This window comes from Nannocystis sp. RBIL2 (genome assembly GCF_026626745.1).
In the GTDB taxonomy this organism is placed as follows: domain Bacteria; phylum Myxococcota_A; class Polyangia; order Nannocystales; family Nannocystaceae; genus Nannocystis.
In genome coordinates this window covers 2142153-2165668 of sequence record NZ_JAPNJW010000001.1, presented here as the reverse complement: position 1 = coordinate 2165668, position 23516 = coordinate 2142153, and the positions used below count along the sequence as shown (strand labels likewise).

Below are 23516 nucleotides of genomic sequence, written 5' to 3'. Positions count from 1 at the left end.
GCCTTCGATCGAGCGCCACAGCACAGGGCCCGCGGCGCTCGCAGAAGGGCCTTGTGTTTCGGTTCTCGGCCGCCGTGCCGCGATGTATGCTCAACCATCTTGAACCGTCGGCGGCGGGCCGAGCCGCGCCGTCGCCACGACGGTCTCGGAGCTCCCGCCGATGTCTCTTCAGCCGACCGCGCCTGCAGTTAAATACGACATCCTCAGCCCAGCTTTCTTCGCCGACCCGTACCCGACGCTCCGGCGCATGCGCGAGGAGGACCCGGTGTTCTGGCACCCGCTGCTCAAGAGCTGGGTGCTGACCCGCTACGCCGACATCCAACGGGTCCTGCGTGACAGCAAGTCGGAGTTCTCCAACTCGAAGGTCGAGCAGTACGGCCTCGGCGCGCCCGAGAGCGTGCGCGACAAGCTCGAGGTGTTCAACACCTTCGTCTCCAGCTGGGTCGCGTTCATGGACCCGCCGAACCACACGCGGCTGCGGGCGCTGATCGCCAAGGCGTTCACGGTGCAGGCGGTCGAGCGGCTGCGGCCGCGGATCCAGCACGCGGTCGACGATCTGCTGGCCGCGGTGCGCCGGCGCGGGCGCATGGACGTGGTGGCCGACTTCGCGGCGCAGCTGCCGATGATCGTGTTCAGCGAGTTGATGGGCATCCCGCGCGAGGACGGCGAGCGGCTGCGGGAGGACGCGCTCACCGTCATGTCCCTGTTCGGCGCCGGCATCGCCACCGCCGACGGCGTCGAGTCGGCGTACCGCGGCGTCATGAGCTACTACGAATACTTCAACGCGCACATCGCCGCGCGGCGCAGCCGCTCGACCGAGGACCTGCTGAGCAAGTTGGTCGAGGCGCGCGTCGACGGCGTCGGGATGACCGACACCGAGCTCGTGGCGATGTGCGTGACCCTGTTCCTGGCCAGCCAGGAGACTACACTATATATGGTGGCCAACGCGGTGAACACTCTGGCGCGCCACCCCGAGCAGGCGCAGCGCCTGCGCGAGGAGCCGCGCCTCATCGACGGCGCGCTCGAGGAGCTGATGCGCTACGACAGCCCGACGTTCGGCACCTTCCGTCGCGCGGTCGTGGCCATCACCGACCTCCCCGGCGGCACGATCCCCGCGGGCGACTATGTGCTGAGCGTCATCTGCTCCGCGAACCGCGACGGCCATCGCTTCCCCGATCCGGACCGGTTCGACATCGAGCGTCAAGACACACGTCACCTGTCCTTCAGCTCTGGTATCCACACTTGCCCGGGCGCGGCGCTGTCGCGGCTCGAGGGACGTATTGCGATTCAAACGCTGTTGCGGACGTTCTCCGAGCTCCGCCTCGAGGTCGACGCGCCGCTCGAGTGGGTGCCGAGCATGATGGTCCGCGGCTTCAAGTCGCTGCCCGTCGCGGTGACGCCCGCCTGACAGCCGCTCGCTGCACGGGCCCCGCCCGCGACGCCCCGCCGCAGCCTCGCTCGGCGGGGTTCGGCAATTGTGAGCACGCGTCGTCCTCGGTGTGGCGATTGTACATACAGACTTCGGGCGCGGTCTTCCGACCTCGGCGCGTGGGTCGGGTGCGGTGGGATACCCGGAGCGGGGCGACGTGGCGGGGATTTAATTAATTAATCGTAGACCTAGGATCCTTTGACCTGCTAACATACACTAATACGACGGCGCCGCGCCCGCGCAGGCGCCTCGGACAAGCGACAGTAGGGGTCGGACCCGGGGGGGGACGATTCGTTGGACAATCGGCTCTGCGCAGTTGGAGGTTGGGGATGCTCTCGATAGGCGCGCGCGTATTTTCGTGGTCGGTAGGTCTCGGGCTGGTGATGGGCGCGACGGGGGCGGCGGAGGCGACGCCCTCTTCGTACACCCTGTTCGAAAGCGGACAGGTCCGTCCGCTTGCGCTCTCGCCCGACAAGCAGACGTTATTCGCCGTCAACACGCCGGACGGCCGGCTCGAGGTCTACGACGTCACTTGGTGGGGCCTGTCCCACCGGGCCTCGATCCCGGTCGGCGTCGAGCCGGTCGCCGTGGCGGCCCGCAGCAACACCGAGGTGTGGGTCGTCAATCACGTGTCGGACAGTGTCAGCGTCGTCTATGTCGGCACCGCCGCGCCCAATCGCGTGACGCGGACGCTGCTCGTCGGTGACGAGCCGCGCGACATCGTCTTCGCCGGTCCGAACAAGAACCGGGCCTTCATCACTACGGCCCACCGCGGGCAGAACATCGGCTTCGACCCGCAGTTGACGACGCCGAGCGTCGGCCGCGCCGACGTCTGGGTGTTCGACGCGACCAACCTGGGCGCGGCGATGGGCGGCACGCCGAAGACCGTGATCACCCTGTTCGCCGACACCCCGCGGGCGCTGGCGACGTCGCCCGACGGCTCGAAGGTCTACGCGGCCGCGCACTTCTCCGGCAATCGCACGACCACCATCGACTCGGTGCTGGTCGCCGGCGACACGCCGCCCCCGAACGAGAACTACGACGGCGTCCCCGCGCCCGACAACCCGCTGATCGTCAAGTACGACGGCCAGCACTGGGTCGACGAGCTCGGCGTCCAGTGGGACGCCAACGTCAAATTCAGCCTGCCCGACAAGGACGTGTTCGTCATCGACGCCAACGCCGCCACGCCGGTGCAGCTCGCCGGCTCTGCGGGCTTCTACACCGGCGTCGGCGCCATCCTCTACAACATGATCGTCAACCCGGTGAACGGGAAGATCTACGTCGCCAACACCTCCGCGCGCAACGAGGTCCGCTTCTCCGGACCCGGCGTCTTCGCCGAGTCCAACGTCAACGGCCACTTCGCCGAGAACAACATCAGCATCCTCCATCCGCAGAGCCACACGGTCACTACCCACCACCTGAACCCGCACCTCGACTTCGACGCGCCGTTCCAGCCGCTGCCAAACGAGGACGCCGAGCTCAGCCTCGCGCTCCCGCAGGGCATGGCGATCTCCGCCGACGGCACCACGCTCTACGTCGCCGCGCTCGGCTCCGACAAGATCGGCATGTACGACACCGGGGCGCTCGAGAACAACGCGTTCTGGCCCGACCCCGCGGAGCAGCTGCAGGTCAGCGGCGGCGGACCGACGGCGGTGCTGCTCGACGAGTCGCGCTCCCGTCTGTATGTGATGACCCGCTTCGACAACGCGGTGTCGATCCTCGACACCTCCGACGGCGACGAGATCCAGCACCTGGCGATGCACAACCCCGAGCCGGCGAGCGTGACCGAGGGCCGTCGCTTCCTTTATGACGCGACGTACACCTCGGGCCGCGGCGACTCGGCGTGCGCGACCTGTCACGTGTACGGCGACGTCGACCACCTGGCGTGGGACCTCGGCAACCCCGACGGCGACGTGACGATCGCGCCCGGGCCGTTCAAGACCATCTTCCTGCCCGACTTCCCGATCGACTTCCACCCGATGAAGGGGCCGATGACGACCCAGAGCCTGCGCGGCATGGCCAACCACGGGGCGATGCACTGGCGCGGCGACAAGACCAGCCCGAACTTCCCGCCGAACACGCAGCCGAACCAGGGCTCGTTCGACGAGGTGATGGCGTTCAAGCAGTTCAACAAGACGTTCGTCGAGGTCATGGGCCGGACGCAGGAGATCCCGGCCACCGACATGCAGAAGTTCACCGACTTCGTGCTGCAGATGACCTACCCGCCGAACCCGGTGCGCAACCTCGACAACTCGCTCACCGCGTTCCAGGCGGCCGGCCGCGACCTCTACATGAACAAGCCGGCCACGCTCGGCATGACCTGCAACTTCTGTCACGTACTCGACCCGACCGGCAACGCGCAGTACGGGGTCGACCGCCCGGGCTTCTTCGGCTCCGACGGCTCCTACGTCGGCACCGAATTCGTGCAGACCATGAAGGTCCCGCACCTGCGCAACGCCTATACGAAGATCGGCAAGTTCGGCCTGCCGCGCAACTCGTCGATCAACCCGCAGGAGGACGACTCGTTCCTCGGCGACCAGATCCGCGGCTTCGGCTACACGCACGAGGGCTCGATGGACTCGGTGTTCGGCTTCCTCAGCCAGATCGGCTTCGTCGAAGATCCGGTCTTCAACCCCGGCGGGCTCGAGTCCGACACCCCGACCGAGCGCCGCCAGGTCGAGGCGTTCGTGCTCGCCTTCGACTCCAACATGGCCCCCATCGTCGGTCAGCAGATCACCCTGACCAGCAGCAACGCCACGATCGTCAGCTCGCGCCTCACGCTCATGCGGACCCGCGCCAGCGCCGGCGAGTGCGACCTCGTGGTCCACGGCCCCTACGGCGGGAGGATGCGCGGGTACCTGTGGAACGGCACCGCGTTCCAGCAGGACGAGCAGGCCAAGCCGACGCTGACCGACTCGCAGCTGCGGGCTCGCGCCACCCTGCTCCTGCAGGAGCTCACCTACACCTGCGTACCGCCCGGTTCGGGCACCCGCGTGGCCATCGACCGCGACCTCGACGGCACGCTGAACGGCGACGAGTGCTGACGGCGACGCGGGCGTGAGCCCGACTGTCGGGGGCAGGCCCCGCGGCGCGCGGCGTCGCGGGGCACGTATATCGCGGGGCGCGATTTCGCCGGGAATCGATCTTCTCGATCCTCGCCATCGGCGGCCCCACCGGATTCGCGCATGGGCCGTTCCGCGGGCGCCAGGCGCCGTTTCGGCCGGCTCGGGCCGGTGCGGCGGCGCGGGGCCTCCGATATAGTGCGGCCCGATGGCGACCGCAGATCCTGCTCTCAAGCTTCAGGTCCTGACCGGGCTGCTCGAGTCCGAGAGCACGACGCTGATCGGCATCGACGGCGGCGAGGTGTTGACGCTGGCCGAGGGCAGGGGGCTCGAGGCGATGGGAGTGGCCGGGACTGCGGCGCCGGGCGTCGCGCTCGCGGCGGCGTTCGCCGAGCACCCCGAGCTGGTCGAGCTGTTCCGGCGCAGCCTGCGGGGCGAGCGGGTGCGGGCCGAGAGCACATATGGCGAGGCGTACTGGCTGCAATCGTTCTACCCGCTGCGCGGAGCCGACGGCGCCATCGTCGGCGCCGCGATGCTGGCGATCGACGTCACCCGCGACCTGAACACGGTGCGTCAGGGGCAGATGCTCCGCGAGCTCGTCAACAACCTGCCGACCAACGTGTTCGCCGTCGACCCGCGAGGGGTCTGCGAGATCTCCGAGGGCGGCATGCTGGCGCAGATCGGCCTCAAGCCGGGGCAGAACGTCGGCGTCAACGTCTTCGAGGCCTACAACGCCACCATCCCCGACCTCGCCGACGCCATGGCCGCCGCCTTCCGCGGCGAGACGCGGGTGATCGAGTTCAGCTTCGGCGACTCGCTCTACAGCCAGACGACGCTGCCGCGCCGCGACGCCCAGGGCAACTACGCCGGCGCCTATTGCATCGCCTCCGACATCACCCAGCGGCGCCGCGACGAGGAGCTGCTGCGGGCGCAGATGCGCATCATCCAGGAGCAGAAGGAGGCCATTGTGCGGCTGTCGAGCCCGATCATCGAGGTCGGGCACGACGCGCTGGCGGTCCCGCTGGTCGGGTCGCTCGACGAGCAGCGGGCGGCGACCATCATGCACGGGCTGCTCGAGGCGATCGCGCACAAGCGGGCGCGCTTCGCCATCCTCGACCTCACCGGCGTCGACACCGTCGACCCGACGTCGGCCGAGCACTTGATCCGCATCATCCACAGCGTGCGCCTGCTCGGCGCGCAGGCCGTCATCACCGGCATCCGTCCGCCGATCGCCCGGATCATGGCCGAGCTCGGCCTCGATCTCAGCCGCCTGCACACCCTGCGCTCGCTGCAGGACGCGCTGCGCTACTGCAGCGAATCGAGCCCCGGCGTCCGCTGAGGCCAATCATCACAGTCGGCCGCGCTCGCCGACTCGCTGCTCGCTCGCCGTCGGTTCGCTGGCGAGCGCGTCGCGGATGACGGGGTGGCGAGCCCTCCTGAAGGGGCGCTCGCGCGTGGCCGCGCGCCCCGCGGGTCGCGCCGGGGCGCCGCCGGGAGCGCGACGGCCTGGACGGCCTATTCCCGGCATCGGTGAGCGGTAGACGCACGCATCAGTGACACCGCTGCTGACGCTTCAGGGTTACACTGGCGAGTTCATGGGTTTTTCACGACCGGCGTCCACGATGCGCGAGCGCACCTATCCACCTCCTTTCCCTGACGGGTGGTACCGCGTCGCGCTGTCGAGCGAGGTCAGGCGCGGCAAGATCCGCTACCTCGAGTGCCTCGGCCAGCAGATGGTCGTGTACCGCAGCGACGTCGACGACAGCGTGCACGCGATGGCCGCGTTCTGCCCGCACCTGGGGGCCAATCTAGCCGGTGGCTGCGTCAAGCAGGGCCACGTCGAGTGCCCGTTCCACGGCTGGCAGATGGCGAGCGACGGTCGCGTCGCTCACATCCCTTATGCCAGGCGGCTGCCCACGCGCTCGCTGCAGGCGACCTGGCCGATCCGCGAGCAGTACGGCCAGATCTTCATCTACCACCGCGGCGGTAGCACCCCCGACGCCGCCGTACCGCCGCCGTACGAGATGCCGGCCATCCCCGACATCGACGACGGTCGCCTGGTGTTTCGCGGCAAGCACGACGCGGAGGTGGTGCACATGCACTTGCTCGAGTTCGCCGAGAACAGCGTCGACTTTCAGCACTTCGGCCCGCTGCACGGCAAGATGTTCGTGCCGTGGACGCGCCTGCAGGTGCCGGGGATCGCCATTCGCCACGAGGCCGCGTGGGAGCTGGACATCGACCCGGCGCGCCAGCACCTGGCCTACTTCAAGAACCACGCGATCCTCAAGATCTTCGGCCGCTTCGTGCAGAGCACCCGGGCGTCGGCGCTGATAACGTTCTACGGCCCCGCCGGAGTCGTCACGTTTCGCTTCACGATCCCCGACCTCGGCGAGATCGTCATGTTCCAGACGCACCTGCCGCTCGGCCCGCTCGAGCAGAAGGTCGATTTCCACTGGTTCGCGGCGCCGAAGATCCCGCGGCTCTTGGTGTCGTACGTCATCGGCAATTGGGTGTCGCAGTGGCGCAACGACGTCGTCATCTGGGAGAACAAGATCCACCGCCCGCGGCCGGTTCTGGTCCAGGAAGACGGGCCGATCCACCGCCTGCGCCGGTGGTTCTCGCAATTCTACCCGGACGGCAGCGACGCCAGGCTGACCCCGCAGGGCGACCTGGCGGCGGCCGGCGATTGACCACCTGCTCGAAGGGGCAGGTCATCACGCGCTGCGGTCGATGATCTGCTGCGGCCGGGCGCCCATGAGGTGCTTGCGGACTCGCTCGGTGTCGTTGCTGCCGACCGAGCGGATCGCCTCGCGCAGCTCGAGCTCGGTGACGCCGAGCTCGCGCGTCCAATAGTCGAGCTCCCAGTCGTGGTCGAGGTCGATCTTCTTCGGGTCGTGCGGCCCGTGGATCTTCTTGGCGGCGGTCATTCCTCGAGTGTGAGGGCGGGCGATCGCGGGCGCATGCGGGCTCAGGCGATCGCGGCGGGCCCGGCTCATTCGTCGAGGTCGTCGGGGCTGTAGTCCTCCTCGGGTCGGCCGCGCGAGGCCGGCCTCGTCGGTTCGTGCGGGCCGTCGTCGTGCCGGCCGCGGCCGGTGACCTGCTGCAGGGCGTCGATCCGCTTCGAGGCCTCGGCCTTCGTCAGCGCCGGGTCGAAGTCCTCGTGGGCCTCCTCGCACAGCGTCTTCAGGTACGAGGCCTGGGCGTCGGTCATCCGCTCGTCGCCGGTGACCCAATCGTCGGGATCTTTCTCGAGGTTGGAGGGGGCGTCGTGCTCGCGCGGTGCGAGCTTCGGGTTGTCCTTGCGCATGCAAGGAGTGTAGGGGCGGCGCGCGATTCGCCCAGCCGCGGGCGCAACTGCGGCGAACTCCGGCGCCCGCGGCGGCACGCGCCCGCTGCCGCGCAGGCCGCGGCGCAGCGGCGACGGTCGCGATCGCTAGGCGCCGAGGCGGACGCGCAGCTGCGACGGACCGCGGTCCTGCAGGCTGGCGCCGCGGTAGTCGAATCCGCCGACGAGCTGCCACTCGGGGAATCGCAGCAGGGCCTGCAGCGCCTCTTCGAGCTCGAGCCGGGCGAGCGGGCCGCCGGGGCAATAATGCGGGCCGACGCTGAAGGTCATCGGTCGCCCGCCGCGCGCGAGGTCGAGGCGGTCGGGATCGGCGTAGGCGGCGGGGTCGCGGTTGGCGGAGGCGAGGATCGGGAACACCAGCTGGCCCTTGCGGATCTGCTGGCCGCCGATCTCGAGGTCCTCCGCGGCCAGGCGATTGGTGGTCAGCACCGAAGGGGCGAAGCGCAGCAGCTCCTCGATCGCCGGGATCAACAGTGCCGGGGCGGCGCGCAGGCGGGCGAGCTGGTCCGGGTGCTCGAGCAGGGCCAGGACGGCGCAGGCGATCTGGTTGCGCGAGGTGACGTAGCCGGCGCCGACCATCTGGAAGCACTGGATCGTGACTTCTTCGATGACGGAGGGGTCGTCGCGGTCGTCGCCGAGGAAGCGGCTGATCATGTCGTCGCCCGGGCGGACGCGCCGCTCCTGCACGATCGCGGCGAGCAGCCCGAACAGCCTGGCGGACGACTCCTTGGCCCGCAAAGCCGGGTCTTCGTCGGTGGCGCCGGCGCCGGCGACCTGCATGATGTCGGTGGTCCAGCGGCGGAAGTCGGACCGCTGATCGTCGGGGAGGCCGAAGATCGCGCACAAGACATCGAGGGCGATCGGGTCGGCGTATTGCCACACCACGTCGAGCTCGCCGCCGGCAGTGACGCCCGCGAGGGCGTGCTCGACGCTCGCGCGCACCTCGCCGCGCACGCGCTCGATCGCCGCGGCGCTGAAGCCCCGCATCACCAGGCCGCGGCTGCGCGTGTGCTGCGGCGGGTCGAGGAACCACAACAGGCGCGACCATTGGCCGATCATCGCCTCGAGCTCGCCGGTGCCGCGCAGCGCCGGCATCAGCGTCGACAGCAGCTCGCGCGCGCGGGCATTGACGAGACGTCGATCGCGCACCGCGGCTTCGCAGTGATCGTGGCGAGCGAGGAACCACGCGCCGAGCGGCTCGTGATAATAGACGGGGCACTCCTCGCGGAGCCGTCGCAATAGCGGGTACGGATCGGCGAAGAAGGCCTCGGACAGGATCGGATACTCGGACGACGCAGCCATCGGCCCAGGATAGCGCGGACCCGCGGGCGGCGATCGGCGCTCGTGATCGGCCGCTGCGGCCCTGCGAAACGATGGTTTATGATGAGGTCGGCGATGGGCGCTCGCCATCGCGCGGCTCGCCGTCGCGGGGGCGAGGGTTTCTATTGAAAAGACATTCGCGGGTTCACGCGGGCAGGCGCACCTCGAGCAGCTCGAGATCGGGCGAGCAGGCGGTGAGGGCGTGCGGCAGGGCGGGCGGGACCACCACGCAATCGCCGGCGGCCAGCGATTCGGCGATGGGGCCCGACCAGGTGGCGGTGCCGGCGAGCACGAACCACAGCAGCAGCTCGCCGTCGTGGCGGGCGTCAGGCGTGGCGTCGGCGCCGTGGGGCCGGACCACGCGCACGTCGGCGAGGCCCGCGGTCGCGGCGGCGATGCCGGTGTCGCGCGCGACGAAGCCGGGGAAGCGCCAGGCGTCCCAGCGGGCGCTCGCGGCCTGGTGGCGGACGAACCGCTGGCCGCCGAATTCACGCTCGGGCCGCAGCTCTGCGGTCGGCAGCGCGAGCGCGTGGTCGGCGAAGGTCTCGTGCTCGGCGGGGCAGCTGACCTCGAGCACCTCGAGGCCCGGCGAGCTCTCGAGCACGCGGTGGCGGATGTGCGGCGGTTGCAGCACGCAGTCGCCGGCGTGCAGCTCGAACGGCGGGCCCTGATCCTCGTAGACGACGCGCACCCACCCGCGCAGGCAGTAGATCAGCTGAAACCGGACGATGTGATAATGCACGTAGTCGGGCACCGGGCCGCCGGCGACGATGCCGATCTGCGAGCCGATGAAGCGGCCGCCCAGGCGCCCGGGGATGAGGTCGCGGTAGCGCATGCCGGCCCGGCCGACGCCGCGGTGGGCGTCGTCGCCGGCGCGCGTGAGCACCAGCGCGGACACGAGCGGCGGCAGCTCGAGCGGCGGCTCGGCGGCCACCAGCTCGATCCGGGTGCCGTTGGGCGCGACGAGCTCGGCGGCCCCGTCGGCGACGCGCGCAGGGTCGTCGCAGCAGAGCCGCAGGACGCCGGGCGCGCCCGCGGCCCCATGGAGCAGGCGCAGGCGCAGGCCGTGGCCGCTCAGCAGGGCGGTCCGCGGGGCGTCGGCCGGGGCGATGGCGTCGAGGCGGAAGCCGAGGACGTCGACGAAGAAGGCGATCGTGGGCTCGAGCGCGGGGCAGGGCAGGACGACCTCGGCGGCGCGGATGTTGGTGCTCGTGGACATGTCGTGAGGGACCTGTTGTGATGGACATGTCTCGGAGGACATGTCCGTTGCGTTACGTCGTGGCTCGGGAAGCCCGGGGGCTCGGGGCAATTTAGCTCGAGCGAGCGCGCGACTTTTGGGGGGCGTGGGCCGCAGAGTCCGCGATCCGCGCGAAGGGCGGCGTGGTAGGCTGCGGGCGTGAGACCCGACATCGGACGAAGACTGTGCGTGCCGGCGATCCTGGCGGTGTCCTCGGTGACCGCGGCGCCGGCCTGCAGCAAGGACGACAAGACGACGATGACCGAGACCACCGGGACGTCCGAGGACGGCCCGACGAGCACGAGCACGACCACGACCACGACGGCGACCGAGCCGACCACCGGGACGACGATGGACCCGACGGCGGCGACGACGACCACCACGGAGACGGACACCGACGGGGTGCCCGACTGCGGGGCGATCGAAGATCAGGCGACCTGCGAGGCGACACCGCTGTGCGCCTGGCCGCCGGAGATCTTGCAATGCACCGTCGATTGCATGCAGATCACCGACGAGGCGGTCTGCGGCGTGCAGCAGTTCTGCGCGTGGATCGACGGCGCGTGCGAGATGTTGATCATATGATAGCATCCCGGGCGGCCCGGTCGGGCTGCGAGCTGAACCAGGACGAGAGATGACGGATCCCGAGCGCTGGACCGAATGGAACCTCCGCCGCGCGTCGGTGGTCCGGATCTACGAATGCGGCGAGCGCATGGTGGTGCTGTCCCCGGACGGCGAGGGCCACGCGCTCGCCGGCGACTCGGCGATGTTGGCCGCCGCGGTGCTGGCGTTCCTCGAGGCGCCGCACACGGGGGCCGAGGTGCTGGCGCACGTCGAGGCGCTGGCCGGCGCGCCGATCGAGCGGCCCGAGGTGATCGGAGAGCTGCTCGGCCTGTTGCTGCGAGCGCGCGCGCTCGAGGCGGCGACGGTCGGAGCGCCGGCGAGGCCGACGCGCGCGGGCGGGCCGCGGGTGGTGCTGGGGCTGACCGGAGCGGCGGCGACGATGCACGCGCCGGCGCTGATTCAGCGGCTGCAGGCGCGCGGCTTCGAGGTGCGCGCGGCGGTCACGGACAGCGCGCTGCGGTTCGTCCGCGCCGAGGCGCTCGAGGCGCTGACGCACGCGCCGGTGGTCAGCGCGGTCTGGCCGGAGAGCCAGGTCCACCGCGTGCCGCACATCGAGCTGGCGCAGTGGGCCGACGCGGTGCTGGTGTGCCCGGCGTCGGCGACGACGATCGCGCGGCTGGCCACGGGCGACCACGCGTCGGTGGTGACGGCGATCGCCCTGGCCACGCGCGCGCCGGTGCTGGTGGTGCCGTCGATGAACCCTGCCATGTACGCGGAGCCGGCGGTGCAGCGCAACCTGGCCCGGCTGGTGGCGGACGGGCTGCACGTGGCGCACCCGGCCCGCGCGCTCGAGGTCGCAGACCCGCCGGCGACGCGCACGCCGATGCTGGGCGGGTCGCCGCCGCCGGAGGTGGTGGTGCAGCTGCTCGAGGCGATCGTCCGCGAGCGGGCGAGCGCGACGCTGTCGCAGGCGCCGCGCGGGGCCGCGGGCTGGGACCGGCTGTACCGCACGCACGCGGCCGCCGAGCTGCCCTGGCAGCGCGAGGAGGCCGATCCGGACCTGCTGGCGGCGCTGGAACACGAGGGCGCGTCCGGGCTGGCGGTGCTCGAGGTCGGTGCGGGCCTCGGCGCCCTGGCGTCTGCGATCGCGGGGCGCGGGCACTCGGTGGTCGCTACCGACATCTCGGCGGCGGCGCTCGAGCAGGCCCGCGACCGCGCGCCCGAGAGCCGGGCGATCTGGCTGTGCGACGACATCACCGAGACGCGCCTGCGCGGCCGCTTCGACGCGGCGATCGACCGCGCCTGCCTGCACCTGCTCGCCGGCGCGGAGGCCGGGCGCTACGCGGCGGCGATGGCCCGGCTGCTCCGGCCCGGCGGGGTGCTGATCGTGAAGACGCTGGCCGAGCCGGCCGCGGGCGTGACGCTTTATTCCCGCGAGGCGATCGCGGCGCTGTTCGCCCCGGCGTTCGCGCTCGAGCGCGAGGCCGCGAGCACGCTGGCGGGACCGGCCGCGGCCCCGGCGGCGCGGCTGTTCGTGCTGCGGCGCATGTCCGAATGAGCATGCCCTGAAGGGCATGTCTAAAGGGGCATGTCGCAAGGGACAGTACCATCACGTACGGCGGCGGCTCTCGCCGAGGGTGCCGAGGATCATCGCGCGCATGGCGAGGGCGAGGGCGGGGTCGTCGAGGCGCTCGGGCTCGCGGCGGAGGGTGGTGCGGATGAGGCCGCCGAGGCCGCGGACCAGCACGGTGGCGGTGAGGGCAGGGTGGGCCAGGTCGAGCTCGTCGCGGCTGGCGAGGGCGTGCGAGACCATGGCCTCGACTGCGACCTCGAAGGCGTCGATCGTGTCGAGGTGGTCACGGGCCAGCGATTGGTGCAGCGCCTGATGCAGCCGCGGGGCCACGCGGTGCATGGCGACGATCGCGGCGACCAGGCGATCGACCGCGGCCGGCAGCGCCAGGCCGTCGATGCCAGTGAGGGCGGCGGCGAGCACGGCCTGCATCTCGGCGACGTGGCGGCGACCGATCTCCTGCAGCAGCGCCTCGCGGTCGGCGAAGTACTGGTAGAGGGTGCCGATGCTGACGCCGGCGCGCGCGGCCACTGCGTTGGTGGTGGCCGCGGCCGGACCCTTCCGCGCCAAGATCTGAGCGGCCGCCTCGACGATGGCGTCGACGGTGGCCTGACCCCGGCTCTGAATCGGGCTGCGGCGGCGTTTGGCGGGCTTCTTGCGGGCGGTGGCGGGCACGGGACAAAAGCGAGTAGCGAGGATCTGAGCAAAGGCTCATCTTCCTTGCAAGCCCCGCAGGGAGTGATTCGCATGCGCAAGATCGTCGGCCTGTTCCGCTTCGCCAGCACCTACGTCCGCCTCGTCCGCGACACCGACCGCCTCGACCTGGTGTTCGCCCTCGCCGATTCGTTCGACGAGTCGCCCGGGCTGCGGCGCATGCTCGCCCGCCCCGAGGTGAAGGCGTACCTGGCCCGCCCGCTGCCGCCGCTGACGCTCAAGCTCGAGGAACTGCGCGCGCTGCCGGAGGGCAGCCTGGGGCGCGAATTCGCCAGGTTCCTCGATCAGCGCAAGCTCGACCCGACGGGGGTCTATCACAGCGCGCTCGACACGTCGGGCGACGCAGCGCAGATGAAGCTCCACCTCGAGCGCAGTCACGATCTGTGGCACACGGTGCTCGGCTTCGACACCGACGTGGCCGGCGAGCTCGGGCTGCAGGCGTTCTACATCGCCCAGCTGCAGTCGCCGCTCGGGCACCTGCTGCTGTCGGCGGGGCTGCTCAACGGGATGCTGTTCCAGCACGAGGACGGCGACCGCCGCATGGAGGCGATCACCCGCGGCTGGCGCCTCGGCAAGACGATGCGGCCGCTGTTCGGGGCGGACTGGGCGGCGATGCTGACCTGGCCGATCGAGCAGGTGCGCGAGCACTTCGGGATCACGCCGGAGCACGTGCGCACGGCGGCGATGGCGGCCTGAGCCATGATCGGCGCGGTCGAACCTCGTCTGTGGGGAGCGCCCTTGACAGGGTGCGCCCGGGCGGGCCAGATCGCGCGGCGATGAGCCGGGCTCCGTCGTTCCGCGCGCGCTTCGAGGCGAGGGCCGCCGGCCTGGGCGCGCAGGTTCGCGAGGGGCCGACGCTGCTCGCTTGGGATGGCGAGCATGCGTAGCGCGGCGATCCGGCGCGCGCTGGTGCTGGCATTCGCGTGCGCGTGCGGGCGGCCGGCCGCGGCCCCGCCGGCGACCCTGGTCGGGCGCGCGGTGCTGCCGGCGGCCACGTTCGCGCCGGGGCCGGCCTCGGGCGCCCGGCTCGGTCCGGCGCCGATCCACGGGCAGCAGGCGCCGTTTTCGTCGCAGCCGGTGCAGGGGTTCTCGGCGCTGGTCGCGGTGGGCGACGGGACCTACCTCGCGCTCGCCGACAACGGTTACGGAAAGATCGAGAACTCGGCCGACTTTCACCTGCGGGTCTACACATTGCGGCTCGACCCCCGCGCCGCGAATGGTGGCAGCGGCGCGGTCGAGGTCGTCGGGTACTTCGAGCTGCGCGATCCGGGGCGCGAGGTCGCGTTCCCGATCGTCCAGCAATTCAGCGAGGCGCGGGTGCTGACCGGCGCCGACTTCGACCCCGAATCGCTGCAGCGCGCGCCCGACGGGACGCTGTGGTTCGGCGACGAGTTCGGGCCGTTCTTGCTGCACACGTCGGCCGACGGCATCCTGCTGGAGCCGCCGATCGGCCTGCCGGACGTCGAGCGGCCGGGGCTCGAGCTGCGCGCGCCGCAGAACCCGAACAACGAGGAGGGCGCGGCGCTGCGGCTGATGAACGCGCTGGACTGGCGCGCTCGACAGCGCGGCGCGACCCGGCCGCCGGTGCTGTCGCCGCACCACGCGATGGTGGTCGACGACGAGGCCGGCGAGCTCGGGCGCGAGCTGTTCGACGTGAAGTCGCTGCGCGCGGCCGGGTTCCCGGTGGTGGTGTGGACTGTCAACGAGGTCGCGCGCATGCACGCGCTGATGCGCCTCGGGGTCGACGGCATCATCTCCGACCGGCCCGATCTTTTATTAAAAGCGGCGCGCAGCTTCGACAGGGACGGGGACGGGGTGCCGGAGCTCGTCGGAGTGGACGGGCTGGTGCGGCGCGACGCGATCGACCTGCAAGGTCATCGCGGCGCGCGCGACCTGCGGCCCGAGAACACTTTGCCGGCGATGGAGGCGGCGCTCGATCACCTGGTGACGACGCTCGAGACTGATGTCGGCCTGACCGCGGACGACGTGCCGGTGCTGGGGCACGATCCGCAGCTCGATCCGCGCAAATGTCGTGACGTGCTCGGCGGCGACGCGTCACGGACGGTGCGGGCGCTGACGATCGCGGAGCTGCAGCGGCGGTTCGTGTGCGACGGTCTGGTGCGCGGCCCCGAACAGACCCACGACCGCGCGCTGTCGCCGGTGACTGTCGCGTTCGCCGGCGCGGCGGGGCTCGCAGATCCGTACACGCCGCCGACGCTGGCGCAGTGGTTCCGCTTCGTCGCGGCTTACTCCGACTACTATTCGACGGGACCGGGCGCGAGCCACCCGGAGGCGGCGTTCCGGGCCGCGAACGCCCGGCAGGTGCGGTTCAGCGTGGAGACGAAGTTGACGCCGGAGGACGATTTCGCGGCGCTGTTCGCCGCGCGCGTCAGCGAGGCGATCGCGGCCGCGGGAGTGACCGAGCGGGCGTGGGTGCAGAGCTTCGATCTTCGTGCTCTGGGGCACGTGCAAGACCTTGCGCCGGCGATCGGCACTGTGGTGCTGCTGGCCGACGGGGTGAACCTGCCGCTCGGGAGCGAGGCGCCGAGCCCGTGGCTGGCGGGGCTCGGGTGGCCGCACGGGGTGACCGCGCGGACACAGCCGCTGCGGGTGGCGACGAGCGGCGGGTTCGAGGGGATGGCGCTGCGCAGCTCGCCGCCGGCGCTGCTGCCGATGCTCGAGAAGCCGGTCGCGGGTGCGCCGGCGGGCGAGGTGTGGGTCCACGAGTTCGACCTGTCGCAAAGGACATATACCGGTCGGCGCTGGGTCCATCGCCTGGAGCCGCGCGCGACGGCGGCGGCTGACTTTCAGCTCGACGCGGAGGGACGCGGGTTCGTGATCGAGCGCGACGACAGCGAGGGCGAGCTCGGCGGTTACAAGGCGATCCGCGAGCTCACCCTCGGCGCTCCGGGCGCGACGGCGGAGGTGGTGCGGCAGATCGATCTGCTGGCGATCGCCGACCCACACGGGCTCGCGCCGGCGGTCGCGGGGGACGTGGGTGTGGGCGAGGGTCGTTTCGCCATGCCGTTCGTCACCATCGAGAGCCTGGTGCTGCTGCCCGGAGGGCGGGTGCTGGTCGCCAACGACAACAACTTCCCGTTCAGCGTCGGGCGCCACCGCGGCGACGACCGCCCGGACGACGAAGAATTCGTGGTGCTCCAGTTGCCGCCCCGGTGACGACGGGGGCGGTCGACCTCGCGGCGTAGATCGATCGCGCCGCGGGCTCGTTCGAGGCAGCAGCCTCATTTCCTCGGCGCAGCTCCAGCGACGGCGGTCCTTCGATCCTGTCCGTCGCGGCGAGTTGCGGCGAATGGAAGGTACGCCGTCATGAACCTCGTATGCGATCACCATGGTGCCCTGATCTTGTCCGCCGCGGGCGCGTCCTCGACCCCGCGGTGCAGCCGGTGCGGCGAGTCGATCGCCGGCCGGGAGGTTCGAGGCGCGGGCCGCATGACGGGCGCCCGCGATGAAAACTCGGTGTTGTTCTCGCTCGCCAGCCTGCGCGCGCTCGATGTCGGCCCCGTCGCCGACGCGCCCGCGCCGCTGGCGGTGGCGAAGCGCCCGAAGTCGGCGCCGCAGCCGACCGATGGTTCGGGCCTCATCGACGTGCGGGCGCTCGGCGGGGTGATGCAGGCCGAGCGCCCGCAGGCGCGAGCGCCCCGTTTCAGCGAGCTGACGGCGGCGCCGCTGGTGATTCCGCCGACGCCGGTGCGCAGCCGGGCGACCTCGGCGCCGCCGCCGATGCCGCTGTACCTGCTGCTCGGGGTGGTGGCGCTGGGAATGATGGGACTCGCGGGCTTCCTGGTGACGCGCCCGCCGACGCCGGCGCCGGTGATCATCGAGCGCCACATCTCGCAGGCGCCGATGGTGGTGGCGTCGGCGTCGGCGGCGGAGGCGGAGGCCGAGCCCGAGGCGGAGCCGGAGCCGGTCGAGGCCGTTGCGCCGGTCGCCGCGGTCGAGCCCGCCGAGCCCGGGCCGAGCAAGCGCCCGCGCAAGCCGGGCATCAAGCCGGCGGCGCCGAGCGCGGACAAGCCGGCGCCGATCAAGGTGGTGACGCCTGCCGCCCCGTCCGGCCCGGCGAACGACAGCGTCGAGTGCCTGCTCTCGCCCGAGAAGTGCAAGGCCAAGCCGGCCGCGCCGCCGAAGGCCGATCCGCCGTCGGCGTCTGTCTCTGCGGACAGCTTGCCCGAGAAGCTCGAGCCGGCCGACATCGCCGACGGCACTCGCGCGGCCAAGGCCGCCGCGCTGGATCGCTGCCGAACCCACGCGCGCGGCGGCGAGAAGGTGACGATCAAGCTGTCGATCGCGGGCCCCGATGGCAAGGTGCTGTCGGCAGCGCCGCAGGACGACGCGGGCAACCCGACGCTGGCGAATTGCGCGGCCGGCGAGCTGATGCGCTCGACCTTCAAAAAGGTGAGCAAGGCGCAGATCGGGGCGGTGGCGACGCTCAAGTTCTGAGAGATCCGCGCCAGTAAGACGAGAGCGGTCGCGGGCGAGGATGCCCGCGACCGCTGGCGAATCGGGCCCGCGATTGACGCCGTGGCCCCCGGGGGCGGGCGCCGGGTCGGCCACGACGAGCTCCTGCCATGATTGGTAAGCCAGAGCGTGCAGGCACCGCCAGGTGCGCGTCGAATCTCCGCGATCGCGGATCACGGCTGCGTCGCCCAGAACTCGAGCCGGTGCTCGGCCCGGTGATCGACGGGCTGGATCTTGCCCTCGCCGGCCGCCAGCGCCAGCACGTTCGGGGTCGCCGCAGTGAAGCGGTCCCAGGTCGGGAGCTGCTCGCCGTTCGGATCGCCCGTGCGGGCGAAGTTCGACCAGTAGTGGATCATCTGCTCCGACAGGCGCAGCCGCGCCGGCGTCAACGCCGAGCCGTCGCCGAACAGGTATTCGGTGTCGTCGGCGTGCAGCGCCCCGGTGCGCAGCTCGGGCAAAAACGGGAGGTCGTGCTCGCTCGCCTCGGCGAACTCGAAGAAGTACACCGGGGCGCGCTCGGCGAAGATCGCGTTTTGCTCGAAGGTCGTGCGCGCCCACAGACGATCGGTCAGCAGCTGCGCCCAGGCCTCGGCCGCTGATGCGTAGTTTGCGAGCGGATAGGTGGCCGCAACGGCCTCGGCCTGCTCGCCGAAGGCCTTGGCGAGCAGGTCGGGGTATTGCTCGGCAGTGATCGGCGCGCCGGCGAGGTCGTGGAACAGGCCGACGAACAGGTGGTGCTCGTCGCGGGTGTGACCGGCGAGCACCGGCACCGCGCGGAACCGGCCCGCGCGCAGCGCCTCGCCCGGGTTCTCGGGCAGGATCGGATCGCCGGGCACGTAGGGCTGGAACATGTGCATGACCGCCGGGAGCGCGAGGATCTGCGCGACCGACAGGCCGCGCAGGCAGGCGAGCGCCGTCGCTGGATCGTCGCAGCCGAGCTGGCCTGCGACGTAGAGGCCGAGCGGCTCCTGCTCGTCGCGCGCAGCCCACAAGATGTACGGATCGGCCGGCACGTCCGGGCCCATGCCGCCGGGGACGATGTCCATCAGCGCCTCGCCGCTGTGGAGGATGGCGCGGTGGAACAGCCCGTCGGCGCTCGGCGACGTCAAATGAGCGGTCGTCGCAGTCGCGCCGTACGACACGCCGAACAAGGTGACGTTGTCGGGGTCGCCGCCGAACGCCGCGGCGTTGCGCTGGACCCACTTAAGCGCGAGCTGCTGGTCCTGCAGGCCGAACGTGCCCGAGCCGTCGAGGCCGGGGTAGACGAAGTTGCCGAACACGCCGAGGCGGAAGTTGATCGTGACGACCACGACGTCGCCCTCGCTGGCCAGCCGACGAGCGTCGAACAGGTCGCCGGCACCGATCGCGCCGTCGCCGTGGATCCACACCATCACCGGCCGCGACGTGCCCGGACCGCGCGGGGTGGTCACATTGAGGTATAGACAATCCTCGGTGTCGCTGTCGATGTCGACGTACGCGGTGCCGACCTGCGGGCAGCGGTTGCCCGGGCGGGTGGCGTCGCGCAGCTCGGTCCACGCGCTCGCGGGACGCGGGGCCTGCCAGCGCAGCTCGCCGACCGGGGGCTCGCCGTAGGGGATGCCTTGAAACAGGCGGACCTCGTCGGTCAGCGTGCCGCGCACGCGACCGGCGTCGGTCTCGACGATCGACTCGTCGCTCGTCGAACACGCCAGGGGCAGCGCCGCCAACGACAGCGCCGTCATGACTCCGAACAATTGCTCCGCCGCGCTCTGCATCATCGCCAGACCTCGTGTGCTGCGAGGTTAGGGGACGGACTGCGACGCGCCGGCCTGCGCGGGACGAAGGTCGGCGTCCGGGGGACGAACGCGGCTGCTCGTGGGACGGGCGCGGTTCACGGCAGGCGGTCGCGGTAGCGCTGGCTCACCGGCAGCTCGACGCCGCCGGCGAGGATCGCCCGGTACTCGCCGGCGCCGACGCTGCGCAGCTCCTTGACCGCGTCGAGCCGGACCGCGTAGGAGCGGTGGATGCGCACGAACACGCGCGGGTCGAGCTGGGCCTCGAGGGCGCTCAGGGTCGTGCGCAGCAGGTGGACCTCCGCGCCGACGTGCAGCTCGACGTAGTTGGCGCTGGCCGCCAGCCAGTCGATGCTGGCAGTGGCGACGAAGATCGTCCGTTTGCCGAGGGTGACCGCGACGCGCTCGAGGTAGGTCGTCGCGGCCTCGCCCGCGAGCGCGCGCCGGGCCGCCAGCGCCGCCCGCACGCGGGTGAGCGCGGTCGCCAGGCGAGCCTCGTCGAACGGCTTCAATAAATAATCAATCGCGCCGGTTTCGAAGGCGTCGACTGCGTGATCGGCGTAGGCGGTGACGAACACGATCAGCGGCGCGGGGGTCATGTGGAGCCGCCGCGCCAGCGCCAGGCCGCCGAGGCCCGGCATCTCGACGTCGAGCAGGACGAGGTCGGGTCGCTCGCTGCGAATGGCCTGCAGCGCGGCGTCGGCGTCCTCGGCCTCGGCCGCGATCACGATGTCGGCGTGATCGGCGAGCAGCGCCCGCAGCCGGCTGCGCGCCAGCGGCTCGTCGTCGGCGATCACCACCCGCAGCGCAGTCATGCCGCCTGCCAGGGTTGGAAGGGCAGTCGCAGCTCGGCCGCAGTGCCGCCGCCGTCGGCCGGTGCGAGGGTGAAGCGGGCCGCCTCGCCGAACATCGCGGTCAGCCGCGCGCGCGTGGTGCCGACGCCGGTCCGTTCGCGGCGCCCGGGCGCCAGGCCGACGCCGTCGTCGTGGACGCGCAGCACCAGAGTCTCGCCCTCGCGGCGGGCGCCGAGGCTGAGCCGCCCCGGCCCCGGGCGCGGGCCGATCCCGTGGGCGAGCGCGTTCTCGACGAGCGGCTGCAGGAGCATGCCGGGCACCCGCGCGCCGAGGACGGCCGGATCGACGGCGCGGACGACGGTCAGCCGCGGGCCGAAGCGCATCGCCTGCAGCTCGAGGTAGAGGTCGACCTGCTCGAGCTCGCGGCGCAGCGGCACCTGCCCCTCCGCGCCCGCCTGCTGCGTCAGGCGCAGCAGGTCGCCGAGGCCGACAAGCATCCGCTCGGCGCGCCGCGGGTCGTCGCGGACGAGCGCGGCGATCCCGTTGAGGGCGTTGAACAGGAAGTGCGGGCGCAGCTCGAGCGACAGCGCCCGCAGGTTGGCCCGCGCCAGCGAACGCGCGAGCACCTCGCGCTCGACCCGCTCGTGGGCCCGCTGCAGCACCGCGTGGGCGAGGGTCAGGACGACGAAGCCTGCCGTGCCGCGCATGACGACCTCGCCGGGCTGCATCTGCGCCGCGACCACGCCCGGGTCGGCGCCGAGCAGCGCGACCGCCAGCTCGAGGAACACGAGGGTGACGACGGCGTCGACCGCGACGTAGCCGGCGCACAGCAGCACGCGTAGCAGGCCATGACGCGCCCGCAGCCCGGGCGTGAGCGGCAGGAGGTCGAAGACCCACCACAGCGGCCAGGCGGACGCGACGTACACCGCAGCCCCGGCGAGGCCGACGGCGAACATCTGCCAGCTCTCGACGGCGAGGCCGCGGGCCTGGAGCTCCTGCACCGTCGCGTTGGTCGGGCCGTAGACCATCGCCAGGACGACGCCGACGAACACGAGCCACTGGCCGCGAGTGGTCTGGCGATACACCGAGGGGACGCCCTCGAGCGGTCTGGCGCCGGCGCGCACGCGCGCAGTGTAACCCATGGCGACCCGACCGCGTGCTCGCAGCCCACAGCGCGATGGATGGCGGCTCGCCGCGAGCTCTCGGTCCGCACATCCGGCTCTGCGGATGGTCCGCGAACCCCAGTGAACGGGCGCACCATCGCTCTGCGGCCGAGCCCTCGCGAAATGCGGATGAAGCCGAACGACTTGCTGCGTGTCGGGAGTTCGGGATTCCGTCCTCGGATGGCCTCGCAACTCTCGAGGACGCGATCGGTTCGCGACCCGTAGCGGGGCTGTCGATACCTCGCAGTCTCCGACGCAGCGAACATCCGTCGATCCGACCCGCGCAGTCACGGCGCGCGCAATCCTGCGACGACACGAGCACGCGACCCTGCGGCGCTCGGTCGCAAGTCGACGCGCTCCCTTTTCTTTTTAAAAAAGAAATCATCGGCGGGGCGGGCGCGGCGCCGAATGATCATAGTGCTGCGACGCGTCGTCGCGGGCGCGCCGCCGGGGGCTGCTCGGTTATCCTCGTCGGGTGGAGACGCCTGCCGTTCATCTCGTGTTGTTGGCGAAGTTCGCCGGAGTGATGCTGTTCATCGCTGGTTCGGGCGCCTCGCTGTTGGCGAAGACCCGCGAGGAGCGGCGCCGGGCGACGCATCAGATCGCCTCGACGGGGCTGTTCATCGTCTGGTGCGGCGGGTTCGCCCTGGCGACGCTGTCCGCGATCCCGTTGACCGAGCTGTGGATCTTGCTCGGGCTCGGCCTCTCGCTCGCGGCCCACGTGGTGGTCGTGACCGCGGCCGAGCGCGGGGCCGGACGCGGGCACGTGATCGCCTTCGCGGCGCTGATCCTCGGGATCCTCGCGGCGATGATCTTCCGCCCGGTGTTCGGCGCCTGAGCTCAGCTCTCGCGCTGGCCGAGGTTGGCGTGGATGACCGCGCCGTTCAGTGTCGGCCGTTCGACGCAGAACGCGACGATGTCGGCGACCTCCTCGGGGGACAGCAGGCGGCCGTACGAGATCATGCCGAGCACCCGCTGCATCACTTCGGGGCCGAGCGCGCGCAGCGGGTCGAGCAGCGGGGTGTCGACGAAGCCCGGGCACACGCACACCGCGTGGATCCCGGCGCCGAACAGGTCCTGCACCGTGGCCCGCAGCAGGCCGACCAGCGCGTGCTTGCTGGCGCAGTAGGTGAGGCGGCCGGGCACGCCCTTCTCCGACAGCGTCGAGCCGATGAAGATCACCGACGAGCCGGGCGCCATGGTCGGGAGCAGGCCCGCGGTCAGCTCGGCCGGGGTGACCACGTTGATCCGCATGGCCTGCTCGCAGGCGCGGGCGTCGAAGTCGGTGACCGCGTCGGCGATCGGGAAGGCTGCGTTGTGGATCAGGTGGACGCGGCCGCGCGCGCCGACGAGGTCGCGCACGCGCACGATCGCCTCGGCCACCGCGGCGGCGTCGCCGAGGTCGACCGCGAGGTTCTCCACGCCGTCGACAGGACATGGCCTTCGGGACAGATTGATGACGCGCCGGCCGTCGGCGCGCGAGCGGGCCGCGAGCGCCTGGCCGATGCCGGCGCTGCCGCCCGTGAGCACCACGGTGTCGCCAGCGGCGCTCATGCGCCCCTCCGCCAGCTCGCGGCGCCGAGCTGCCCCGGGCCGGAGGAGACCTTGACCGTGAGCGCGTGGATCGGCGCGACCGCGAGGACCTTGCCCTCGTCGACCAGGCGGCTGACGAGGTGGCGCGCCAGCTCTTCGACCGTGATGTTGCGGATCGGCAGCACCTGCACGTCGCTGCGCAGGAACGGGATCGTCTGGCCGGCGAACTCGGCGTACACGTATTCGCCTTCCTCGCGCAGCTTCAGGTGCGGCGAGCGGCCCGGCAGCAGCATCCACTCGTCGAGGCTGTCGCACAGGCGCGTCACGATGCGCTTGAACTCGGCGTAGTCGCCCATCATCCCGTTGGCGTCCGGCTCGCCGGTGATGCTGACCTGGACCGCGAAGTTGTGGCCGTGCAGCCGCTCGCGCCGCTCGGCCGAGAAGATCGTGAAGTGCCCCGCGGAGAACTTCATCGCCTCCTTGGAGAGCTCGATCGTGATCGGCAGGGACGCGGGGTCGGTGCTCGCGGTCATCGCAGG

The 23516-nt window shown here is 71.5% G+C and carries 19 protein-coding genes and 1 pseudogene; 10 read left to right on the top strand and 10 right to left on the bottom strand.

The window, feature by feature from the left end; genetic code table 11:
• Positions 1-160 precede the first annotated feature (160 nt).
• The 4 genes from OV090_RS08525 (at position 161) to OV090_RS08510 (ending at position 7181) form a co-directional block, all read left to right on the top strand.
• Positions 161-1408 carry a cytochrome P450 gene (locus OV090_RS08525; protein WP_267703030.1) on the top strand — a complete coding sequence of 416 codons (1248 nt, stop codon included), beginning with the start codon at positions 161-163 and terminating at the stop codon, positions 1406-1408.
• A gap of 350 nt (positions 1409-1758) precedes the next feature.
• Entirely contained in the window at positions 1759-4473 is a 2715-nt protein-coding gene (locus OV090_RS08520) for a hypothetical protein (protein ID WP_267703029.1), read from the top strand.
• A 226-nt stretch (positions 4474-4699) separates the two neighbouring features.
• On the top strand, positions 4700-5830 hold the full coding sequence (locus OV090_RS08515) for an STAS domain-containing protein (RefSeq protein WP_267703028.1): 1131 nt from the start codon (positions 4700-4702) through the stop codon (positions 5828-5830).
• 256 nt (positions 5831-6086) lie between these two features.
• On the top strand, positions 6087-7181 hold the full coding sequence (locus OV090_RS08510) for a Rieske 2Fe-2S domain-containing protein (protein ID WP_267703027.1): 1095 nt from the start codon (positions 6087-6089) through the stop codon (positions 7179-7181).
• A gap of 24 nt (positions 7182-7205) precedes the next feature.
• Here OV090_RS08510 and OV090_RS08505 read toward each other — a convergent pair whose 3' ends face one another.
• The 4 genes and pseudogenes from OV090_RS08505 to OV090_RS08490 form a co-directional block, all read right to left on the bottom strand.
• On the bottom strand, positions 7206-7418 hold the full coding sequence (locus OV090_RS08505; RefSeq protein WP_267703026.1) for a DUF3606 domain-containing protein: 213 nt from the start codon (positions 7416-7418) through the stop codon (positions 7206-7208).
• A 152-nt stretch (positions 7419-7570) separates the two neighbouring features.
• Positions 7571-7798: pseudogene (locus OV090_RS08500) on the bottom strand (DUF3072 domain-containing protein); the annotation flags it as partial.
• A 126-nt stretch (positions 7799-7924) separates the two neighbouring features.
• A complete protein-coding gene (locus OV090_RS08495; RefSeq protein ID WP_267703024.1) occupies positions 7925-9139 on the bottom strand; it encodes a cytochrome P450 in 1215 nt (404 codons plus the stop codon).
• A gap of 163 nt (positions 9140-9302) precedes the next feature.
• A complete protein-coding gene (locus OV090_RS08490) occupies positions 9303-10376 on the bottom strand; it encodes a cupin domain-containing protein (protein WP_267703023.1) in 1074 nt (357 codons plus the stop codon).
• A gap of 177 nt (positions 10377-10553) precedes the next feature.
• On the opposite strand from OV090_RS08490, the gene OV090_RS08485 reads away from it, so the two are divergent.
• Positions 10554-10976 (top strand): hypothetical protein, encoded by a 423-nt coding sequence (locus tag OV090_RS08485; protein WP_267703022.1) that lies wholly within the window; start codon positions 10554-10556, stop codon positions 10974-10976.
• A gap of 49 nt (positions 10977-11025) precedes the next feature.
• The gene (locus OV090_RS08480) at positions 11026-12513 is read left to right on the top strand and encodes a flavoprotein (protein WP_267703021.1); all 1488 of its coding nucleotides are present in this window, start codon (positions 11026-11028) and stop codon (positions 12511-12513) included.
• A 51-nt stretch (positions 12514-12564) separates the two neighbouring features.
• Here the strand turns inward: OV090_RS08480 and OV090_RS50570 are convergent, their stop codons facing one another.
• On the bottom strand, positions 12565-13200 hold the full coding sequence (locus OV090_RS50570) for a TetR/AcrR family transcriptional regulator (protein WP_267703020.1): 636 nt from the start codon (positions 13198-13200) through the stop codon (positions 12565-12567).
• 72 nt (positions 13201-13272) lie between these two features.
• Here OV090_RS50570 and OV090_RS08470 point away from each other — a divergent pair, with 72 nt between their 5' ends.
• The 3 genes from OV090_RS08470 to OV090_RS08460 all read left to right on the top strand — a co-directional run bounded on the left by OV090_RS08470 (position 13273) and on the right by OV090_RS08460 (position 17697).
• Positions 13273-13935, top strand: a complete 663-nt coding sequence (locus OV090_RS08470; RefSeq protein ID WP_267703019.1) for a Coq4 family protein — start codon at positions 13273-13275, stop codon at positions 13933-13935.
• 183 nt (positions 13936-14118) lie between these two features.
• Entirely contained in the window at positions 14119-16416 is a 2298-nt protein-coding gene (locus OV090_RS08465; protein ID WP_267703018.1) for an esterase-like activity of phytase family protein, read from the top strand.
• A 300-nt stretch (positions 16417-16716) separates the two neighbouring features.
• Positions 16717-17697, top strand: a complete 981-nt coding sequence (locus OV090_RS08460) for a hypothetical protein (protein WP_267703017.1) — start codon at positions 16717-16719, stop codon at positions 17695-17697.
• Positions 17698-17888: 191 nt separating this feature from the next.
• Here the strand turns inward: OV090_RS08460 and OV090_RS08455 are convergent, their stop codons facing one another.
• The 3 genes from OV090_RS08455 to OV090_RS50565 all read right to left on the bottom strand — a co-directional run bounded on the left by OV090_RS08455 (position 17889) and on the right by OV090_RS50565 (position 21405).
• A complete protein-coding gene (locus tag OV090_RS08455; RefSeq protein ID WP_267703016.1) occupies positions 17889-19472 on the bottom strand; it encodes a carboxylesterase family protein in 1584 nt (527 codons plus the stop codon).
• Positions 19473-19585: 113 nt separating this feature from the next.
• A complete protein-coding gene (locus OV090_RS08450) occupies positions 19586-20302 on the bottom strand; it encodes a LytTR family DNA-binding domain-containing protein (RefSeq protein WP_267703015.1) in 717 nt (238 codons plus the stop codon).
• Entirely contained in the window at positions 20299-21405 is a 1107-nt protein-coding gene (locus tag OV090_RS50565) for a histidine kinase (RefSeq protein WP_267703014.1), read from the bottom strand. Before OV090_RS50565 ends, OV090_RS08450 begins: the two co-directional genes overlap by 4 nt.
• Positions 21406-21919: 514 nt before the next feature.
• On the opposite strand from OV090_RS50565, the gene OV090_RS08440 reads away from it, so the two are divergent.
• Positions 21920-22282, top strand: a complete 363-nt coding sequence (locus tag OV090_RS08440) for a hypothetical protein (protein WP_267703013.1) — start codon at positions 21920-21922, stop codon at positions 22280-22282.
• A gap of 2 nt (positions 22283-22284) precedes the next feature.
• On the opposite strand, the gene OV090_RS08435 is transcribed toward OV090_RS08440, so the two are convergent.
• Together OV090_RS08435 and OV090_RS08430 are read right to left on the bottom strand one after the other, a co-directional pair.
• Positions 22285-22998 (bottom strand): SDR family oxidoreductase, encoded by a 714-nt coding sequence (locus tag OV090_RS08435; protein ID WP_267703012.1) that lies wholly within the window; start codon positions 22996-22998, stop codon positions 22285-22287.
• The gene (locus OV090_RS08430; protein WP_267703011.1) at positions 22995-23510 is read right to left on the bottom strand and encodes a 6-carboxytetrahydropterin synthase; all 516 of its coding nucleotides are present in this window, start codon (positions 23508-23510) and stop codon (positions 22995-22997) included. The genes OV090_RS08435 and OV090_RS08430 overlap by 4 nt, the downstream gene beginning before the upstream one ends.
• Positions 23511-23516: the final 6 nt, after the last annotated feature.

What these genes read in the sequence shown, in the direction of transcription:
- OV090_RS08525 (WP_267703030.1), top strand. Translation starts at nt 161, where the DNA reads ATGTCTCTTCAGCCGACCGCGCCTGCAGTTAAATACGACATCCTCAGC.
- OV090_RS08520 (WP_267703029.1), top strand. Translation starts at nt 1,759, where the DNA reads ATGCTCTCGATAGGCGCGCGCGTATTTTCGTGGTCGGTAGGTCTCGGG.
- OV090_RS08515 (WP_267703028.1), top strand. Translation starts at nt 4,700, where the DNA reads ATGGCGACCGCAGATCCTGCTCTCAAGCTTCAGGTCCTGACCGGGCTG.
- OV090_RS08510 (WP_267703027.1), top strand. Translation starts at nt 6,087, where the DNA reads ATGGGTTTTTCACGACCGGCGTCCACGATGCGCGAGCGCACCTATCCA.
- OV090_RS08505 (WP_267703026.1), bottom strand. Translation starts at nt 7,418, where the DNA reads ATGACCGCCGCCAAGAAGATCCACGGGCCGCACGACCCGAAGAAGATC.
- OV090_RS08495 (WP_267703024.1), bottom strand. Translation starts at nt 9,139, where the DNA reads ATGGCTGCGTCGTCCGAGTATCCGATCCTGTCCGAGGCCTTCTTCGCC.
- OV090_RS08490 (WP_267703023.1), bottom strand. Translation starts at nt 10,376, where the DNA reads ATGTCCACGAGCACCAACATCCGCGCCGCCGAGGTCGTCCTGCCCTGC.
- OV090_RS08480 (WP_267703021.1), top strand. Translation starts at nt 11,026, where the DNA reads ATGACGGATCCCGAGCGCTGGACCGAATGGAACCTCCGCCGCGCGTCG.
- OV090_RS08470 (WP_267703019.1), top strand. Translation starts at nt 13,273, where the DNA reads ATGCGCAAGATCGTCGGCCTGTTCCGCTTCGCCAGCACCTACGTCCGC.
- OV090_RS08465 (WP_267703018.1), top strand. Translation starts at nt 14,119, where the DNA reads ATGCGTAGCGCGGCGATCCGGCGCGCGCTGGTGCTGGCATTCGCGTGC.
- OV090_RS08455 (WP_267703016.1), bottom strand. Translation starts at nt 19,472, where the DNA reads ATGATGCAGAGCGCGGCGGAGCAATTGTTCGGAGTCATGACGGCGCTG.
- OV090_RS08450 (WP_267703015.1), bottom strand. Translation starts at nt 20,302, where the DNA reads ATGACTGCGCTGCGGGTGGTGATCGCCGACGACGAGCCGCTGGCGCGC.
- OV090_RS08435 (WP_267703012.1), bottom strand. Translation starts at nt 22,998, where the DNA reads ATGAGCGCCGCTGGCGACACCGTGGTGCTCACGGGCGGCAGCGCCGGC.
- OV090_RS08430 (WP_267703011.1), bottom strand. Translation starts at nt 23,510, where the DNA reads ATGACCGCGAGCACCGACCCCGCGTCCCTGCCGATCACGATCGAGCTC.